This is a genomic window from Arthrospira sp. PCC 9901 (assembly GCF_059013425.1).
Genome location: NZ_CP102296.1, coordinates 4,809,297 through 4,825,898 on the forward strand (window position 1 = coordinate 4,809,297; position 16,602 = coordinate 4,825,898).

Annotated in this window: 14 protein-coding genes and 1 pseudogene; 8 read left to right on the forward strand and 7 right to left on the reverse strand. The window is 44.3% G+C overall.

Annotated features, from left to right (window positions below):
- Nucleotides 1-25 precede the first annotated feature (25 nt).
- Together NLZ44_RS21320 and NLZ44_RS21325 are read left to right on the forward strand one after the other, a co-directional pair.
- On the forward strand, nucleotides 26-271 hold the full coding sequence (locus tag NLZ44_RS21320) for an Asr1405/Asl0597 family protein (RefSeq protein ID WP_006616110.1): 246 nt from the start codon (nucleotides 26-28) through the stop codon (nucleotides 269-271).
- 47 nt (nucleotides 272-318) lie between these two features.
- Nucleotides 319-891: a (2Fe-2S) ferredoxin domain-containing protein gene (locus NLZ44_RS21325; RefSeq protein WP_493751082.1), complete on the forward strand. Its 573-nt coding sequence runs from the start codon at nucleotides 319-321 to the stop codon at nucleotides 889-891.
- 1,237 nt (nucleotides 892-2,128) lie between these two features.
- Here NLZ44_RS21325 and NLZ44_RS21330 read toward each other — a convergent pair.
- Complete coding sequence (locus tag NLZ44_RS21330) at nucleotides 2,129-2,527, reverse strand: hypothetical protein (RefSeq protein ID WP_006623292.1); 399 nt, start codon at nucleotides 2,525-2,527, stop codon at nucleotides 2,129-2,131.
- A 580-nt stretch (nucleotides 2,528-3,107) separates the two neighbouring features.
- Here NLZ44_RS21330 and NLZ44_RS21335 point away from each other — a divergent pair.
- The 3 genes from NLZ44_RS21335 to NLZ44_RS21345 all read left to right on the forward strand — a co-directional run bounded on the left by NLZ44_RS21335 (nucleotide 3,108) and on the right by NLZ44_RS21345 (nucleotide 5,523).
- A complete protein-coding gene (locus NLZ44_RS21335; protein ID WP_493751083.1) occupies nucleotides 3,108-4,121 on the forward strand; it encodes an RNA-guided endonuclease InsQ/TnpB family protein in 1,014 nt (337 codons plus the stop codon).
- Between the two features lie 809 nt (nucleotides 4,122-4,930).
- The gene (locus NLZ44_RS21340) at nucleotides 4,931-5,089 is read left to right on the forward strand and encodes a hypothetical protein (protein WP_493751084.1); all 159 of its coding nucleotides are present in this window, start codon (nucleotides 4,931-4,933) and stop codon (nucleotides 5,087-5,089) included.
- A gap of 107 nt (nucleotides 5,090-5,196) precedes the next feature.
- Nucleotides 5,197-5,523, forward strand: coding sequence for a hypothetical protein (locus NLZ44_RS21345; protein WP_493751085.1), 327 nt, complete (start codon nucleotides 5,197-5,199; stop codon nucleotides 5,521-5,523).
- Here the strand turns inward: NLZ44_RS21345 and NLZ44_RS21350 are convergent.
- Nucleotides 5,483-6,632: pseudogene (locus NLZ44_RS21350) on the reverse strand (IS630 family transposase). The gene NLZ44_RS21345 and the pseudogene NLZ44_RS21350 overlap by 41 nt on opposite strands.
- A 175-nt stretch (nucleotides 6,633-6,807) precedes the next feature.
- Here NLZ44_RS21350 and NLZ44_RS21355 point away from each other — a divergent pair.
- Entirely contained in the window at nucleotides 6,808-8,277 is a 1,470-nt protein-coding gene (locus NLZ44_RS21355; protein WP_493751086.1) for a protein kinase domain-containing protein, read from the forward strand.
- Nucleotides 8,278-8,396: 119 nt separating this feature from the next.
- Complete coding sequence (locus tag NLZ44_RS21360; protein ID WP_493751087.1) at nucleotides 8,397-10,187, forward strand: tetratricopeptide repeat protein; 1,791 nt, start codon at nucleotides 8,397-8,399, stop codon at nucleotides 10,185-10,187.
- 70 nt (nucleotides 10,188-10,257) lie between these two features.
- On the opposite strand, the gene NLZ44_RS21365 is transcribed toward NLZ44_RS21360, so the two are convergent.
- Nucleotides 10,258-11,940: an ABC1 kinase family protein gene (locus NLZ44_RS21365; protein ID WP_493751088.1), complete on the reverse strand. Its 1,683-nt coding sequence runs from the start codon at nucleotides 11,938-11,940 to the stop codon at nucleotides 10,258-10,260.
- A gap of 128 nt (nucleotides 11,941-12,068) precedes the next feature.
- Nucleotides 12,069-12,560: a L,D-transpeptidase gene (locus NLZ44_RS21370; RefSeq protein ID WP_493751089.1), complete on the reverse strand. Its 492-nt coding sequence runs from the start codon at nucleotides 12,558-12,560 to the stop codon at nucleotides 12,069-12,071.
- Nucleotides 12,561-12,876: 316 nt separating this feature from the next.
- Here NLZ44_RS21370 and NLZ44_RS21375 point away from each other — a divergent pair, with 316 nt between their 5' ends.
- Nucleotides 12,877-13,914 carry a GspE/PulE/PilB domain-containing protein gene (locus NLZ44_RS21375; RefSeq protein ID WP_111894563.1) on the forward strand — a complete coding sequence of 346 codons (1,038 nt, stop codon included), beginning with the start codon at nucleotides 12,877-12,879 and terminating at the stop codon, nucleotides 13,912-13,914.
- A gap of 64 nt (nucleotides 13,915-13,978) precedes the next feature.
- On the opposite strand, the gene aroF is transcribed toward NLZ44_RS21375, so the two are convergent.
- From aroF to NLZ44_RS21390, 3 genes are all read right to left on the reverse strand, one after another.
- Nucleotides 13,979-15,043 carry a 3-deoxy-7-phosphoheptulonate synthase gene (gene aroF, locus NLZ44_RS21380; RefSeq protein ID WP_493751090.1) on the reverse strand — a complete coding sequence of 355 codons (1,065 nt, stop codon included), beginning with the start codon at nucleotides 15,041-15,043 and terminating at the stop codon, nucleotides 13,979-13,981.
- A gap of 692 nt (nucleotides 15,044-15,735) precedes the next feature.
- A complete protein-coding gene (locus tag NLZ44_RS21385; RefSeq protein ID WP_006626142.1) occupies nucleotides 15,736-16,107 on the reverse strand; it encodes a transposase in 372 nt (123 codons plus the stop codon).
- The gene (locus tag NLZ44_RS21390) at nucleotides 16,068-16,595 is read right to left on the reverse strand and encodes a PAM68 family protein (protein ID WP_493751091.1); all 528 of its coding nucleotides are present in this window, start codon (nucleotides 16,593-16,595) and stop codon (nucleotides 16,068-16,070) included. Before NLZ44_RS21390 ends, NLZ44_RS21385 begins: the two co-directional genes overlap by 40 nt.
- Nucleotides 16,596-16,602: the final 7 nt, after the last annotated feature.

A 16,602-nucleotide genomic window follows, 5' to 3' on the forward strand; every position in this document is an offset into this window, starting at 1 on the left:
AAATATCTTTCATTTAGATGTAGTAATGAATTCATCAGAATTAGATCCCAAGTCCGGTGAAGTAGTAGAAGTGGCCTGGTCAAAAAGGTGGCAGGTCTATCAGCGCCTCCAAGAATTGGGAATTACCTGTTGGTGTCAGGTAGATCACCCCCTGCGGGTAAAGATTACCAACACCACCGAAGCTGTTCAGCTTGCTAGTGTCGTGAGAAGGTTAAGTGCATCGCCACGGGAACTAGCCCTATCTCTGGAAAGAGCCTGGCATCGTAGTTAGGCCATAAATCCCATTAACCAAAGCACACCAAACACACTTCTAAAATTATGTCTAAATTCAATAAGCAAGTTTCGGATTTCAGCCTTTCCGGTAGGGTTTTGCAGATTTTATTAAAAGGCAAAAACCCGCAAATAATGCAACTGATGACCACATCAGGATTGTATACAATTAAGCTATCTAAGCGATTGAATTACGAGGCAAAACACCTGTTATCTGAGGGGGTAGAGGTGAGAGTATTTGGCGAAAAAATCCTCAATTTAAAAAATGCCAAGGTCAAACTAAAAGCCACCAGGATTATACTAGCCTCTGAACCATCAGTGCGCCCGGTAAAGTCTCCCAGTTCCCCAACTAAAAGTCAGCCTAAACCCGCTAAAATTCTAATTTGTCAGAAATCAGATTGTCGGAAGCGAGGAGGACAAGCCGTTTGTCAAGTGCTGGAGCAAGCCTTATGCGATCGCGGATTGCATGATGAAGTTAAGATTGAAAAAACAGGTTGTCTGAAAAAATGTAAATTAGGACCCAACTTAGTTGTCATGCCAGATAAGGCTCATTATACCCGAGTCAAACCCTCAGATATTTCTGAGGTGATTGAGAAGCATTTGGCATCAACAACTACATAGGGTCACCTAATCTTTAGACTGGGTAGGGGCGTTTCGACTTCCCCTGCTGTAGCCGCCGCCTCTAGCAATCATCCTCTATTTCGAGCAGATTGTTCGTGAACCCGCCCCTAATTACCGTTTTTGGGTCGATTGTGAATCCCCCTCTCAAGAGAGGGGGGAGAGTCAAAAGTACCCATTAATACCCAAATTGTCAGCCAAATTAGCTAGGGGGGTGTAAGGGTTCGGCTTTGACCACCTATGGGAGCAAGAATTTAATCCAAGATTTGCTTGACATCTTAGGACAATAAGGTACAATACCCCCAAAGATTCGCAACTCAATAATGAGTATACGGTCAAACCCCAGACCATGCCAAATTTCCCTGACGACATACTCATCAAGTCGGATTCTTCATGGTAAAATCCAATCATGGTGCGAGACGTTTAGGAGTCAAATAAGGCTGCAATGCCTGAAATAACCTCCTAGTGGGACTTTCACCCCTTGGTGAAATATAAGGGACTCGTACCCTGACCATCCCATAACTGTTTATATGTCCCAACGTTTGGTATAGAAATATACAAAACAAGGCAGGGAACTCAAGGTCAAAACGCCCAACTGGAAATATTAATGATTCCTTAACAATTGCGTTGAGAGTAACGGCGATAGCCACCCCCAGTTTTGGGAATCATAACCCCAGGATTGAAGCGGGGAACGGAAGGCGTGAAGTAGAACCTACTACCAAATGCGACCACTGCCAACCATCCATGATTAGGGAAACCGAATGTCCGGCTTGAACCATCGTAATGATTTAGCAGCGAAACAGGTTGATACGCTGCGTTCAAAAGAGCAAGGGGAAAAGTAGGGTAATCATGACATCACCTACACAGACTTTTAAAAGTACCCCGGTGGAGAGGACAAATCTAAAGATGGAATGCCCGTATAAACGGAACGTTTAAACCCCTTTTAGGCTCTCAAGTGGCAGGATGTACCTGCGGAGTAGTGAAAGTGTAAGCGTATACCTTTAAGGGGAAAGGATGTGACTGAAAGCCAATGCCTAACTGTAATGGTTAGGATATGCCCACTAGTCACGGTGTGGATATAGAGACTGCGACAATTAGGAGTGTTTACGACGAAAGCGAGTTTAAACACTACGATGTTGTATTTAGCTCCAAAAGTTGAAATCACAAAAGCAGGGAGTCGTTACCCTGTTCCCGATGTCAAAAGGGGTATCCACATCAGGAGCCGTGTGATGTGAAAGTATCAAGCACGGTTTTGAATTGGAGTTGGGGAAGGCGACTTCCCTTTCGACCATAACCGTGCGAGACGTTTAGGAGTGAAATAGGGATGCAATGCCCGAAATAGCCTCCTAGTGGGACTTCCACCCCTTGGTGGAATATAAGGGACTCGTATCCTGACCATCCCATAACTGTTTATATGTCCCGACGCTTGGAGAAATCTGAGCAAGGCAGGGGACTCAAGGTCATAAACAAACTGAGAAATCAGGGAGTAGAGAGTAAAGGCGATAGCCACCCCCAATTTCAGGATACACGATTCTGGGATTGAAGCGGGGAACGGAAGGCGTGAGGTAGAACCTACTACCAAATGCGACCACTGCCAACCATCCATGACTAGGGAAACCGAATGTCTGGCTTGAACCATCGTAATGATTTAGCAGCGTAATAGGTTGCCACGCTGCGCTCAAAAGAGCAAGGGGAAAAGTAGGGTTTTGCATAAAACACCTACACAGACCTTTTTAAGTACCCCGGTGGAGAGGACAAGTCTAAAGATGGAATGCCCATATAAACGGAACGTTTAAACTCCTCATTGGTTCTCCTTATAAAAAAGTGAACAATATTACTCACAAGGAGTAGTGAAAAGTGTAAGCGTATACCATTGAGGGGAAAGGACGTGACTGAAAGCCAATGCCTAATTGTAATGATTAGGATATGCCCACTAGTCACGGTGTAGATATAGAGACTGCGACAAGTAGGAGTAATATGACGAGAGCGAGTTTAAAGACTACGAGTTGTATGCCAAGCTCCCAAAGTTGGAATCATAAAGCGGGGGTTCGTAACCCTGTTCCTAGTGACAAAAAGGGTATCTACATTAGGAGCCGTATGAGGTGAAAGTCTCAAGTACGGTTTTGAAGTGGAGTTGGGGAAGGTGACTTCCCTTTCGATCATAACCAATCAAAGCTTTCCGGACAAAACTAAAACTCAATGACCGTCATCGCACCTTGATGGCCAAACACGCGGGGTATGCTCGATTTGTGTTCAATTGGGGATTACACTTATGGATGTCAGCTTATGAAGAGGGACTCAAGCCTAACGTCAACTCCATCAAAAAGGTTTTTACTCATTATGTAAAACCTCAATATCCTTGGATGTCTGAATTGTCTTCTAAAGTTTATCAATATGCCTTCATTAATCTAGGGGATGCCTTTAAGCGCTTCTTCAAGGGAATAAGCAGTTATCCTAAATTTAAGAAGAAAGGCCACCATGATAGTTTTACGCTTGACAATTCTGGAAAGCCATTCAATCTGTCAGGAACTCGCCATAAGCTGCCTTTTGTGGGCTGGGTTTCTACATTTGAGGCTCTACCCGAAAGTTGGGTTAAGAAAGTCACCCTAACGCGCCAAGCAGGGGACTGGTATATGAGCTTTTTTGTAGAAATCACACCAGAAATTACACCGAAATATCGAGAGAGAATCGGGGTAGACCTAGGAATTAACAATTTGGCGACTTGCTCCGATGGGACAAAATTCTCTAATCCCAAGGCTTATAAAGCAGCCACCAAAAAACTAGCTCGATTACAACGCCATTTAAGTCGCAAAGTCAAAGGCTCGAAAAATTGGGCCAAATGTCTCTTAAAAGTTCAAAAGCTACATCAAAGAGTAGCAAACATTCGGCGGGACACCATTCATAAAATAACTACTTTCTTGGCTAAGAACCACAGCCAAGTAGTCATTGAAGATTTGAATGTGTCAGGTATGCTGAAAAATCATGGTTTGGCGGGTTCTATCGCTGATGCTTCATTTTATGAGTTCCGTCGGCAACTCGGTTACAAGGCAGAACGTTATGGTTCAAAGTTAATGATTGCGGATAGATTTTATCCATCCAGTCAACTGTGTTCTAATTGCGGTTATCGTCAACAAATGCCCCTAGTCCGTCGGACTTTTGAATGTCCAAACTGTGGCCTGAAGATTGATAGAGATTTGAACGCCAGTATAAATTTAGAAGTGCGAGACGTTTAGGAGTCAAATAAGGCTGCAATGCCTGAAATAACCTCCTAGTGGGACTTTCACCCCTTGGTGAAATATAAGGGACTCGTACCCTGACCATCCCATAACTGTTTATATGTCCCAACGTTTGGTATAGAAATATACAAAACAAGGCAGGGAACTCAAGGTCAAAACGCCCAACTGGAAATATTAATGATTCCTTAACAATTGCGTTGAGAGTAACGGCGATAGCCACCCCCAGTTTTGGGAATCATAACCCCAGGATTGAAGCGGGGAACGGAAGGCGTGATGTAGAACCTACTACTAGATGCGACCACTGCCAACCATCCATGATTAGGGAAACCGAATGTCTGGCCTGAACCATCGTCATTATAAAGTAGCGAAATAGGTTGACACGCTGCGCTCAAAAGAGTAAGGGGAAAAGTAGGAGTCTTTCTATACTACCTACACAGACCTTTAAATATACCCCGGTGGATAGGACAAATCTAAAGATGGAATGCCCATATATACGGAACGTTTAAACCCCTATTGGGCTCTCTGCGAGTACATCTCGTAGAGTAGTGAAAAGTGTAAGCGCATGCCCATAAGGGGAAAGGATGTGACTGAAAGCCAATGCCTAACTGTAATGGTTGGGATATGCCCACTAGTCACGGTGTGGATATAGAGACTGCGACAAGTAAGAGTGCTTATGACGTGAGCGAGTTTAAAGACTACGTGGTGTATATAGCTCCCAAAGTTGAGGTCATAAAGCAGGGGGTAGTAACCCTGTTCCTACTGATAATAGGGTGTTCACATCAGGAGCCGTGTGCTGGGAAACTCGCATGCACGGTTTTGAATTGGAGTTGGAGGGGGCGACCTCTCTTTCGACCATACCAAATCGCCGGGTTCCGACGATTACACTTGTGGACGGGGTGCTGCCGACAGTCCCGGACGAAGCCAGAAATAAACATCAATATCCGGCTATGTCCGGTTTTGTTTAAGTTTTATAGAGCAGAAGGCCGTCAGGAGCGATGGTGACATAGAAAAGTCTAGTTATGGGTAGTGGACCGTTTCGGCTAATTTGCTGCTTTAGTATGCTCCACAAACAGTGACGCTCAAAAACTATCAGGCGATCGCCGAAAACGGACAGCACAAAACAGGCGATCGCGTCAAAAGGACGACACCAAACGGGCGATCGCCGAAAACGGACAGCACAAAACAGGCGATCGCGTCAAAAGGACGACACCAAACGGGCGATCGCCGAAAACGGACAGCACAAAACAGGCGATCGCGTCAAAAGGACGACACCAAACGGGCGATCGCCGAAAACGGACAGCAAGAAACAGGCGATCGCTCCCAACTAACTCTCAGAAAGTGTGGGGGAATTCTGGAGGTCAAGCCATTTCAAAAACCGGATAAAGATGTTTTAATTTGAGGCGGGCATCGCCGGTGGCAAATTTCCAGATTACCCGAGATGCGGTCTGATTTCGCTCTTTTTGCCAGGCTTCTATCTCCCGGTGCAGCGCTTCTTTGGTGGCGATCCTTCGGGCCAAACATTGCTTGGATCAAATACTCAGTTCAATTTCGGCGACATTTAACCAACTGCCATTCCGGGGTGTATGATAAATTTCCAGCCGCCGGGCCAAACGATGGGCTTCGGGAGCCGGAAAAGCCTCATAAAGTGAGGCGATGTTATGGGTATTCAGATTGTCACACACCAGCTTGACTTTTCGAGCATGAGGATAGTCTTCATCTAAAAGTTGACGCACTTCCTCAGCCCAATCTACCCTCGTCCGAGAGTCTCGGTTGCTGACCCGTCGCCAGCCCCGATTGGGATCGAAAAACATGAACAAAGCTTGCACCCCTTCACGGGTATAGTGATAGTCCTCTTTTTTGTCATGTCCGGGTTTCATGGCGACCGCCTCATAGAGATGTCCTCGGAGTTGGATTGAGGCTTCATCCATATTGATTAAAGGCTCCTCTTCACTGTGGACGCTACTGTAGAGGTCGAGAACGACTTCCATTTGAGCCACAAATCTGGCTAAATCTCGTTCGGGAATACAGAATCGTTGGGTTTTCCAAGGTCGCAATTGGTTTTTTTTAGAGTCCGCCACACGGTCGTACAGGAAATTTCGGTGACAATTTGCCGTTTTTTGAGTTCGGATGTTAACAGTCTGAGCGTCCACTGAGCTCTCCCAGATGGGGGTCCGAACAACACAGGGCAATAATTTGAGCCTCGGTGGCTCCATCTACTTTGGGTGGAGTCGGTGGAGTTTTTCTCGGTTGCCGATTGAGAGCCACTTGTTCCCCTTTTTGAAGGAATCTTTGGCGAATGCGCCCCACTGTATTCTGATGGACTTGTAAAGCTTCTGCTATTTGTTGGTCTGTCCATTTTCTCGGAGCCATTTCTCCTTCATCAGACATCAGCAAAATACGAGCGTGTAGGATTTTTTTGGCGGGTGCATGACCATTTCGACTGATTTGTTCCAGATTTTCTCTCTGTTCGACCGTTAGATAGACTTTATCTCGCCGACCTCTTCCCATAATTGCAGTCCTCCGTCCTCGGTATCTATTACCCTATTTTAGCCGAAACAGTCCAGTAGGTTTGGGTAAGTCTGATGTAATGGATTATCCTCAAAAAACCCTGAGCAAATTTGAACAGCCACCAGGGTAGATCGAGAAACATGAGACAATAGAGCAAACTCGTTCAACCCTGGAGATGCTGTACTGTTGCAACCCAAGTTGCCCTAACCCATTTAATAATGAGGGTTATCGATTTTGTCAAAGCTGTGGGGCGGCGATTTTGCTGCCATTGTTCCGAAACCGCTATCGGGTAATTCGACAATTGGGATACGGGGGGTTCAGTCGCACCTATGAAGCCAAAGATGTTGATCGGATGGATCATCCCTGTGTCATTAAGCAATTTATGCCACAAGTTCAGGGAACAGCAGCGCGACAAAAAGCCACGGAATTATTTAAACAAGAAGCCCAGCGGTTATATGAGTTAGGGGAACATCCCCAAATTCCGGGGTTGATTGCCTATTTTGAACAAGATAGGCGACTGTATTTGGTGCAAGAATATATTGATGGACAGAATCTGTTGCAGGAGTTACAGCAAAGGGGACATTTTAATCCTGATCAAATTTATCAAATTTTGTCTGAATTGCTTGAGATCCTCCAGATTATCCACAATCGCAATATTATTCACCGTGACATCAAACCAGAAAATATCATGCGCCGTAGCCGCGATAATCAGTTAATCCTGATTGATTTTGGTGTCTCTAAACAGGTGACGGGAACTACCACCGTGGGACAGGGAACTACTGTCGGTACACCTGGATATGTACCCATGGAACAGTTACGAGGTCAGGTCTACCCCGCTAGTGATTTGTATAGTTTAGGGGTGACTTGTTTGCGTTTGCTGACTGGGTGTTTACCCCAGGAAAGTGGCACAGATGACCTCTATGATGCTATGGAAGGGCTTTGGGTGTGGCGAGAACGTTTACCCCCTAATACTTCCGTCCCGCGACAATTAGCAGAGGTTTTGGACTGCTTAACCCGGGATTTTGTTCGCGATCGCTATCAGTCGGCTCAAGAAGTGCTACAAATTCTTAAACAGCCCTATCCCTATCAGTATCAACCTATACCTACCCAGAACTATCAGCGCATTGTTCCACCGATCACCCAAAAATATACCCACGCTGCCACTCCCCCAACTCCCCCCAAAGTTGCCCCTAAACTCAATCCTTATCAAAAGTTACAGGATCTCATGAAAGCCGGAAAATGGCGGGAGGCTGATGCTGAAACTTCTCGGTTAATGCTGGAAATTGTCGGTAGTCAGGCTGGGTGTTTTAGTACCGCACAAATAGCTACTTTTCCCTGTCGAGAGTTAAGGGAAATTAATCAAGTTTGGGAACAGGCTAGTCGCGGTCGCTTTGGCTTTGGGGTTCAAAGGCGGATTTGGGAAGAGGTTAAACAAAACACTACGGAATTTGCTCAACGGGTGGGATGGTGCGATCGCCACCCATCAGATGATATATATGTCAAAGACTATGATCAGTTATCATTTTCTCTGAAAGCCCCCGAAGGTCATCTACCCGCCTTGAGTGTGATGGCTGGTCGAGAGTGGGATAGAACTCTATGGCTGCTGGAACATTTATTTTTAAGTGTGGAGGCTTGCGGACTTTGACAGACTATCACGGAAATATGATCACAAAACAACTACTGTGATCTGTCCCTGGGGAAATCTCACCCAGAAGTCCAGAGGGCTGATAGAATTGAGGTATCAAAGCATTTCTGGAGGTTTTTATGTCTCAAGATACCCCTCAACCTAATGCTGACCAAACTTTTAGCAAAAAAATTCAAGCTGCTGTTAAGCAACTATATCAGCAGGCGAATACTTGTGTTGCGGAAAATAAACTTGAAGAGGCGATCGCCTGTTATCGTAAAGTTACTGTCTTGGTCCCCGGTTGGGCTGATGCTTACCAAAAATGGGGTAATCTTCTGGTGAAAGCTGGTAGATTAGAAGAGGCGATCGGTGCTTATCAACAAGCTATTAAACTTAATCCCGAAGATTCCTGGTCCTATAATAGTTTGGGTGGGATTTTTATTAAACTTGAACGCTGGGAAGATGCTGTTCCAGTCTGTCAGGAAGCTATTCAACTAGACCCTAACTTTTTCTGGGCTTATAATAACCTAGGACAAGCTCTCAGTCAACAAGAACAATGGGAAGATGCTGCTTCTGTTTATCAAAAAGCATCTCAGATTAACTCGACTTTTTTCTGGACTTATAATAATTGGGGTGAGGCTTTAATTCAACTTGAAAGATGGTCGGAGGCGGTTCCCGTTTATCAAAAGGCTATAGAAATTGACCCTAACTTTTGTTGGGCTTATAATCATTTGGGAGATGCACTCAGACACCTTAAACGCTGGTCGGAGGCGGTTCCCGTTTATCAAAAAGCTGCTGAAATTAACCCTAATTTTTTCTGGACTCATAGTAATTTAGCTGATACCTTAGTCTATCTCAAGCGATTTGACCAGGCGATTCCGGTTTACCAAAGCGCCATCAAACTTAACGCCAATTCCCCTCAAACTTACTATAAATTGGCTAAGTGTTTACAGAAAGTTAAAAGGGTTGATGAAGCGATCGCTTATTTTCAAAAGGTCTTGGAACTGAAGCCGGATTTTACAACCGCACAGAATAAATTACAAGAACTTCAAAAAAAATCAGAGCATCTTCAATCACAAGACCCGAAAATTTCCCATAATCTTGAACCTATTGATTGGCTCAAATATTACCCAAAATCAGGGGATTCAGTATCCTACATGATGCCTAAACCTACCCCCCCAATACAAGACTATAAAACCAAAACCTGGCAGTTTCCCATCCCTCCACGTCCCCTCATGCTAGTATTTGCAGACAGGGGGGAGGACTACTATCTTGAATCTGGTAAAATTCAAATTCGCCTACTTTTAGAATCCCTAGAAAAAGCTAAGTTTTCTTTAAACCCAGGAAGCCGGATATTAGACTTTGGTTGTGCGTCTGGAAGAATGATGAGATTTTTAAGCGATCAAGCTAATACCTGCGAAATTTGGGGGGCTGATATTAATGCTGACTGCATTAACTGGTGTAAGCAATATATGAGGCCTCCTTTTCACTTTTTGACCTGTACCACTAATCCCCATTTACCCTTTGAGGATCGATATTTTGATTTGATTTATGCGGGTTCGGTTTTTACCCATATTGACGATTTGGCTGAGGCTTGGTTATTAGAACTTCGTCGGATTATTAGTCCTGGTGGTATTGCTTATATTACTATCCAAGAACAGCATCTGATGAATCTAATTAAAGACTTTAAGGAAAAGTGGTTATCTAATAATAATGTTTGGCCGCCAGATCAAAGGGCTGAATGTTTACAAAAATATGATGAATATAGTAAGTCGGATTTTGCTATGTTTACTTTGGGTCGAGATACGCGATCGCTCGTTTTTTATGACCTCGATTATTTCTGTAAGATGGTACAACCGTTTTTTCAAGTAATTGAAATTCGCCAAGAAGCCTATTATTGGCAAACCGCCGTTTTACTACAACGTCAATAAATCTCTCTAGTCTGGATCATTAATTAAGAATAAGGAATCTCTAACAGGGATGACTGAGGAGGCTAGGCTGTTACTGTTCCGCCATGCGATCGAGACGTTCACGAATGGAGAGGTTGAGAAGCGATCGCAAAAATATTACCACCCCCACCCCAGCGATGACTAGGAAAAAAACAGCCCAGCCATTTTTACCAGCAATTATTAATAGTATTCCCGAAATCAGAGTAAATCCTGACCAACAACCATGAATCAAAGTTTTGAGGGCAAAATTAACCCGTTTCAAAGCGCGATCGCTTTCAATCGAACGAACCCTAAACTTAATTTCCCCTTCCTCAATGCGTTGTTCTAGGCGACTAATAAATAACTCAGCGCGGCTAGGTTGGTTGAATTTAAAATTGATAAAATCTCGCGCCTGTTTAGTCAACTCTCCCACTAAACTACCCCGTTCCTGCTTAGAAACAGTAACACTTTTAATAAAAGGTTGGGCGCAGTCTACCAAATTATATTCAGGGTCTAGGGCGCGGGCTACTCCGTCTAAAGTAGTTAAAGATTTGAGTAAAAATGTCATCTCAGCAGGTAGGCGAAAAGGCTGCTGTTCAAACATTATATAAAGTTCATCTTTAATCACATTAAAGGCTTGAAAATCAATAGGTTTTTCCGTAAATTCATCTAACAAAAACCTGATCAAGCGCCGCACCGGAGTCATATCAGACATCGGTTCAACTAAACCAATATCAATCAGAGTATCAATCACCACATCCACATCTTTTCGCATCACTGCAAAAAAGCTGCGGATCATCTGATCCTTAGCCAAAGCCTTGATTTCAGCCATCATCCCGAAATCGTAGAAAATCAGACTACCATTAGAACTAACAGCAATATTTCCGGGGTGGGGGTCTGCTTGAAAAAAGCCATCCTGTAAAATCTGTTTAAGATAGCAACAAATCCCTAATTGATTAACTCGTTTAATATCAACACCGCAGGCTTGTAGAGTTTTCCGGTCATCAACCTTAATCCCCGGTAAATATTCCAGAGTTAAAACTTTATGGGTGGTATATTCCCAGTAAACTTTAGGAACCATAATTCCCGAATAATTCTCAAAATTATCTCGAAATCTATCGGCATTTTTGCCTTCCTTAATATAATCAATTTCTTGATATAAAATCATGAAAAATTCATTATATATAGCATCGAGATCATAGAGTCTTGCCCAAGCAAAAGAACGTTGACAGAAGCGCATCACACGACGGACGGCTTGCATATCCAGATCAAAAAGTTCTTTAAGTCCTGGGCGTTGAACCTTAACTATGACCTGTTCTCCTGTATGCAATTTAGCCCGGTGAACTTGTCCGAGACTGGCGGCGGCTAAGGGACGCTCATTAAACTCACGATAAAGGCTAAATAAAGAGTTACCCAATTCTGACTCAATAATAGCTACAGCGCGATCGGCACTAAAAGGAGGTACTTTATCCTGGAGTTTTTCTAACTCCGCCACATATTCTAAGGGCAGAATATCAGCACGGGTGGAAAGGGCTTGTCCAATTTTAATAAATGTTGGCCCCAGGTCAAGCATGGTTTGAATTAACCATTTTGCCCGCTTTTGTTTAGTGGCAGAGGCATTATTTCCCCAAAGCCGATCCCACCACAAATAGAACAGAAACGTCCCAGCGGCAGAAAAAACATCAATCTGTCGGGTGAGGGGTGAGTATTTGCTGCGCTGCCAACGGAGGGGTTTAGGGGTTTTCTGAGTTAGCATTCGAGGATTTCGGGCAATTTGTCTATTTTAGTCGCATTAGGTGTCGATTTTCTACTGAGCGCGAAAACAGGAGACATATTAGAGTCTCCTGGGATTTTTTTCCATAGATGACCAATCCTCATCTCAATCTAGGGTTCAACAATGACGGGAGTTCCCAGTTGCACTTTGTTAAATAGTGCTAACACATCCCGGTTAAACATACGAACGCAACCATGGGAAACGGCTTGTCCGACGGTTTCTTCATTGGGGGTGCCATGAAAACCTATGTAGTTAGTGCCATCAGTCCAAAACCCAATCCAGTGACTACCAAGGGGGTTATCTGGACCTGGGGGGATAATATCTCCATTTAGAGGATGTTCCCAGATTGGTTCTTCGATCATTTGAATAACCTGATAGTGGCCGATGGGGGTTTCCCATCCGTCTCTACCAATGGCTATGGGATAGCTAGTTACAACACGCGCGTTGTTCATGACATAAACCCGACGTTCTCCTAAGCGAATAACTAATTCTAGTTGACTAGGAGAATATTGTAGCCAATCGCTGACATGATAGGCCGTGGCAAATTTTGGGGAAATTCCCGTTTTTGCCACATCTACTCCTGGGGTAGTAGTGGCAGCCATACTACTATAAGGCAGTAGTATTGATAATAATGATAGTAATATCATGGGACTGAGGGCCGGTGACAGAAATGTTCTGAACATAACTCTCAATAACTTACCTAGGGGTTTAAACAAGAAAATGGCGATCGCCGAGCGTGCTATGATTGGGGTATGGGTATGCTAATAAATATCAAATCCCGTCAAGTTTTGTACCTGACACTAAAAACCGTGACACAGTAAATCAACACACTAGAACAATTAATAATTGCCGGTTTAAGTTAAATTTTCAGGCAAACACAGATAGTTACTATTGTCAAATTAAGTTTTTCATTGGCTCATGTTAACAAATTCTGAAACAGGCGAAAAGGAATATTTAGATGCTGGACAGATTTTCCCATTGGTTGATAGTGTTTTGCCTTTTGAAGTCTGTCTGCATCACCGGATTCTGCCCATATCTCTCAAGGATAATACCCTGCATTTAGGTATGGTCGATCCTGATGATGAATTAGCCCTAAATTATGCCCACCAGATCCTAGCATATCTAAATTGCTCTGTTGTGAGTCAGCAGATTTCGGCTGAGAGCCATCGCTCTATTCTGACTGCTTATTTGTACCATAGCGAAAAACCCACCACCGAAAAAACTCCTTTAGATAACTCTCCTACCCCTCCCGATGAACCATTAACCTCCGGGGAAACATCGCCGCCAGATTCCCCAAAACTGCCAAGGGCTAAACAACCTCCAGCTTCAAAGATTAATGAAATGTTACCTAAGCTGGATCTTCGTCCCGAATATCTGAGTAGTCCCATAGAGCAACTGTCTCAGTTACCACCACCAAAGTTGTTGGAAGAGTTACTAGCTAGGGTGTTGTTGGAGGGTATTGGCCGACTGTATTTTGAGAGGCAAGAATCCAAAGGACGGATTTTATGGAGCCAAAATGGTATTCTCAAGTCTGTTATTGATAATTTAGAACCATCGCAGTTTCAATGGGTGATTAATGAGTTAAAGCGGTTGGTGAAACTGCCTATGCTACCAATTTCCCAACCCAAACAGATAGAAATTGAGCGGATTTATTATAATACTCATCTGCTGTTGCGGCTGCGATTGGTTCCTGGGAATTATGGCGAGGAAGCTAATTTACAGGTATTACGAGGAGCGGCTTTAAAGTTTTATCAACAGCAACAACTATCAAAATTGAGTTTGGATGCTTTGCGTCTGGCTCAACAATTGCAAAGGAAACTTAATGACTTGCAAGGACATTGTAATTCCGCTAATCTCTCATCGGAAAATTTGCCTCTGCTGTACCAGCTACTTAAAAATGTCACCCATCAGGTGGATATGCTGATTAAAAATAGTGATTCCTCCCATAGAGACTAATCAATAATGCACGAGCCTTAACCCGTGCATTTGAGACTTATATGGTCGTTAAACCTTTATTAGACTAGGCGGGGACTGCAACTGACTCCTCCGACCAGCGATTAACCGATTTACCGATAACCGATAGGTCTTGCATTAGTTGATCAAAATCTGCCGGAGTCAGGGATTGAGGACCATCTGACATGGCTTTGGCTGGGTTGGGGTGAACTTCGATCATCAGGGAGTCTGTCCCGGCGGCGATCGCCGCTCTAGCCATAGATGGAACGTGCTCCGCAAATCCCGTGCCGTGGCTCGGGTCAATCATAATTGGTAAGTGAGTGAGCGATCGCAATACCGGAATTACCGACAAATCAAGGGTATTGCGGGTATATTGGCGATCGAAAGTGCGGATTCCCCGTTCACACAGAATCACATTCGGGTTACCCGCCGCTAAGATATATTCTGCGGCCATTAGCCATTCTTCAATAGTCGCAGACATACCCCGCTTCAGCAATACTGGTTTATCCTGAGCCCCTATTTTTTTCAGCAGCGAGAAATTCTGCATATTACGAGCGCCAATTTGGATCACATCCGCCACCTCAGACAACTTTTCTAAGTCGTCTGCGTCCATTAACTCTGTAATCACTCCCAGTCCTGACGCTTCACGCGCAGCAGCTAAAAGGTTCAGAGCGCTTTCTCCATGACCTTGGAAAGCGTATGGAGACGTGCGAGGTTTAAATGCGCCACCGCGTAAGAACTTCGCCCCAGCAGCTTTTACCCGCAGCGCCGTCTCCACGATCATTTGTTCATTTTCTACCGAACAGGGACCCGCCACCACCACTAGGGGACGATTTTCGCCAAAGTGAACTATTCCACTGGGAGTGGTAACAGCTACATCACTGGACTCGCCGTGACGAAATTCCCGACTAGCACGTTTGTAGGGTTTTTCGACTCGTAACACCTGTTCAATAAATGGGCTAATTTCCCGGAGTTGTAGGGGATCAAGACCTGCTGTTTCTCCTACTAGCCCAATTACAACTTTATGTTTTCCGACGATTTTTTCTGGTGTTAAACCCCAACCGCTGCGGAGTTCATCACTAAGACGTTCGATTTCGGCTTCTGGAGAGCCAACTTTCATTACAATAATCATGTAAACCTCACAAAATTGTCGCAGCCACCATTTTTGAGTGGCTAATAAAGGGTACAGACCTAATGTCAACTGTCCCTACGCGCTACGCAAGCATACAGCGCCGGATTCTTACCCAGAGACCAGCACAGTAGTAGATGTCTTTGGTCCTCTACTACTATGACTTACAGATACATTTAACCCCGAAAAATCTGGCCAGAGCCGGAAGTTTCTGAGTAGGGCACCATCTGAAGTGAAGTAATCACGCCAGATGATGTGTCACTCTAAGAGCCTTTAACAGTTAGGTTAAAAGCGCTATTGTTGAGTCCATTCTGGTGGTCTATTCAACTGCTCACTACAATATAGCTATAGTCAGCTACTTGATGCTTCAGCAAACCATCTTTGGCTATTGCTTAACTCTCTACTCAATAGACTACCATACTTAGAAAAATATTTCCCGAAATATCTGGTTATTACCAGTGAATCCCCCTCTAATCACCAACAGTCTGACGATCAGCTTTGCCCCGCGTCCCACAGGTAAAAACTCGTAGCCCCTCATCTCTGAGAGAAATCGCTCAGTGAATATCTCTATCCTGTTTGGTTTGGCAATTTTCACAAGTCTATTCCCTGATGTCAAGCCGTAAACTACCCACCTGATTTAAGCCCACATCACAAGTTTTATCTGAAGGAAAAACCTATCAACTTCTTGATAAACTTTAACCATCATTTTCCGCGTATTTAAGCATAGTCATAAACATTCCCCATCCCACTTTTTCAAGGTCAGCCAGACAGTGGTTTTTCATCATGTCTTTGACATTTAGATTCTCCGTCACAATGACTTGGTTTTCGCCTACTATCCTACGCGATCGCTTGTGTATAAAATCCTCACGACAGTTAGTGATTTTACCGTAAACTCTAGCGACTTTCTTCGTTCCGGCTTTATTAAGGCTATTAGACCCTTTCTGCTTTCGGGATAGTTGCTGTTGTTTACGCTTTAAATTCTTTTCATCCCCTACCTTTTCGGGTAAGGGAATTCCTGTAGGCTTTTTTAATTTTTGGGTGAACTTGGCTGGCGACTTTCTTTCCAAGCCTCTATCGCCCGCCCTAGGTTGATCTTAAATTCCTGCCAGCCGAGGAAACTCCCACTTAGGTTTTCGTCCCAGGAAGCCGAGAGAACTCCGTAGCTAAGACCCACCACACTCAAGCCAAAGCACCCCAGACTCACCAGCAAGACTGCTGTGTTGGGTAGGGGGAATATCTCATTGGTGACAATAAAATAACTGCCCACAAAGGTAGATATAGCCATTAACAGAGGAATACCGGATAAAACCACCATCCGGGACACCATCCGCTGACTGACTACTTCCGGAATAGTCATATCTTCCCGTCTAGGTTGACGGCGCGGCGCAGAGGTGTCCGATGTGCGGCTAGTTTTTGGGGTTTTAGCTACCTTGGGCGAAGCCGATTTATCCGATTTTCCCTGGTCTGAGGCGGCTGGTTTGCTACTTTCAGCCTGCTTTTTGCGGGTTTTTTTCGGTTCAAAGGGAAGTGGTTGGCGGGTGCGATCGGAGGACATGGTAGAT

Coding starts and splice junctions, on each gene's coding strand:
- NLZ44_RS21320 (WP_006616110.1), top strand. CDS start 26: ATGAATTCATCAGAATTAGATCCCAAGTCCGGTGAAGTAGTAGAAGTG.
- NLZ44_RS21325 (WP_493751082.1), top strand. CDS start 319: ATGTCTAAATTCAATAAGCAAGTTTCGGATTTCAGCCTTTCCGGTAGG.
- NLZ44_RS21330 (WP_006623292.1), bottom strand. CDS start 2,527: ATGGTTCAAGCCAGACATTCGGTTTCCCTAGTCATGGATGGTTGGCAG.
- NLZ44_RS21335 (WP_493751083.1), top strand. CDS start 3,108: ATGGCCAAACACGCGGGGTATGCTCGATTTGTGTTCAATTGGGGATTA.
- NLZ44_RS21340 (WP_493751084.1), top strand. CDS start 4,931: ATGCACGGTTTTGAATTGGAGTTGGAGGGGGCGACCTCTCTTTCGACC.
- NLZ44_RS21355 (WP_493751086.1), top strand. CDS start 6,808: ATGCTGTACTGTTGCAACCCAAGTTGCCCTAACCCATTTAATAATGAG.
- NLZ44_RS21360 (WP_493751087.1), top strand. CDS start 8,397: ATGTCTCAAGATACCCCTCAACCTAATGCTGACCAAACTTTTAGCAAA.
- NLZ44_RS21365 (WP_493751088.1), bottom strand. CDS start 11,940: ATGCTAACTCAGAAAACCCCTAAACCCCTCCGTTGGCAGCGCAGCAAA.
- NLZ44_RS21370 (WP_493751089.1), bottom strand. CDS start 12,560: ATGGCTGCCACTACTACCCCAGGAGTAGATGTGGCAAAAACGGGAATT.
- NLZ44_RS21375 (WP_111894563.1), top strand. CDS start 12,877: ATGTTAACAAATTCTGAAACAGGCGAAAAGGAATATTTAGATGCTGGA.
- aroF (WP_493751090.1), bottom strand. CDS start 15,043: ATGATTATTGTAATGAAAGTTGGCTCTCCAGAAGCCGAAATCGAACGT.
- NLZ44_RS21390 (WP_493751091.1), bottom strand. CDS start 16,595: ATGTCCTCCGATCGCACCCGCCAACCACTTCCCTTTGAACCGAAAAAA.